The organism is Mycobacterium sp. 852002-10029_SCH5224772 (genome assembly GCF_001667315.1).
GTDB lineage: Bacteria > Actinomycetota > Actinomycetes > Mycobacteriales > Mycobacteriaceae > Mycobacterium.
The window spans coordinates 1-1417 of sequence record NZ_LZHT01000063.1 but is presented as its reverse complement, the minus strand read 5'-3'; the positions used below and the strand labels follow the sequence as shown (position 1 = coordinate 1417).

General features: G+C 65.6%; 2 protein-coding genes. Both read left to right on the top strand.

Going from position 1 to position 1417, the window contains the following annotated elements; genetic code table 11:
- Positions 1-506: glycosyltransferase (locus A5775_RS11575; RefSeq protein ID WP_369827824.1), on the top strand; the 506-nt coding region annotated here is incomplete at its 5' end.
- A gap of 84 nt (positions 507-590) precedes the next feature.
- The coding region (locus A5775_RS11570) for a glycosyltransferase (protein ID WP_067252059.1) at positions 591-1417 on the top strand (827 nt) is incomplete at its 3' end.

Here is a 1417-nt window from a genome sequence, read left to right as displayed (position 1 = left end):
TTTGCTTCGGCTTCGGCAGCATGCCGGTCGAATCCCCGGCCGACACTGTCGAGATGATCAGCACGGCCTGCACCCAGCTGGGCGAGCGGGCATTGATCTGCGCCGGTAGGAGCGACTTCAGCGGCGTCCCGCTCGCCGATCACGTCAAGGTGGTGGGCCCGGTGAACTACGCAGCCGTCTTTCCCGCCTGCCGCGCGGTGGTACACCACAGCGGCGCGGGGACCACGGCCGCGGGCCTGCGCGCCGGAGTGCCCACGCTGAGCCTCTGGAGTATGAGCGACCAGAAGATCTGGGCCGGCCAGGTCGACCGGCTACAAGTGGGCACCGCAAGGCCGTTTTCGAGCACCACCCGAGAAACGTTGGTCGCTGACCTGCGCCGGATCCTCGCTCCCGACTACGTCGCCCGCGCCCGCGACCTGTCCGCCCGGATGACCAAACCCGCCGAAAGCATCGAACGAGCGGCCGACCTCCTGGAGAAATTCGCCCGTCTGAGGCGCTTTGATTGAACTCCTGGTGGGCCGAAAACGCACCATGACCTTCGATACCCTTGACGCCGCCGGTGCACGACGACTGCAAGGCTGGGAGCGGAAATGAGATTTGCCCTGGCGAGTTACGGAACTCGCGGCGACATCGAGCCCTCCGCGGCGGTGGGCCGCGAACTGGTGCGTCGAGGGCACGACGTGCGCCTGGCCGTCCCCCCGGAACTGGTTGGCTTCGTCGAATCGACCGGCCTGGCGGCGGTTCCCTACGGCCCCAAGGTGCAAGAGTTCCTCGACGAGGAATTCCTGCGGAACATGTGGGCGGACTTCTTTCGCAATCCGATCAGGCAGGTGCCCAAAGTCTGGGATCCGCTCATCAGGCACTGGGAAGAAGTGAGCACCGCCCTGAAGTCGCTGGCGGACGGTGCCGACCTGCTCTCCACGGGCCTGAATTTCGAGCAATCCGCGGCCAACGTCGCCGAGTACTACGACATTCCATTGGCCTCGCTGCACCACTTCCCCATGCGCGCCAACGGCCACCTGCTGCCGAGCGTGCCGGCGCCGCTGCTGCGCTCCGCCATGACGGCGATCGAATGGCTGTTTTGGCGCTCGACGAAGGAAGTCGACAATGCGCAGCGCGACGGGCTCGGCCTGCCGAAGGCAACGCGTCGCTCGCAGCGGCGAATCGCCGAACGCAGATCGCTGGAGATCCAGGCTTATGACGACATCTTTTTTCCCGGATTGGCCGCGGAATGGACGCGTTGGGGCGACCAGCGTCCCTTTGTCGGGGCACTGACCATGGAACTGCCGACGGATTCCGACGACGACGTCGCGTCCTGGATCGCCTCGGGAACGCCGCCGATTTGCTTTGGTTCTGGCAGCATTGCGCTCGAGTCTGCTGCCGATACGGTCAAAATGGTCGGCGCCGCATGCGCGAA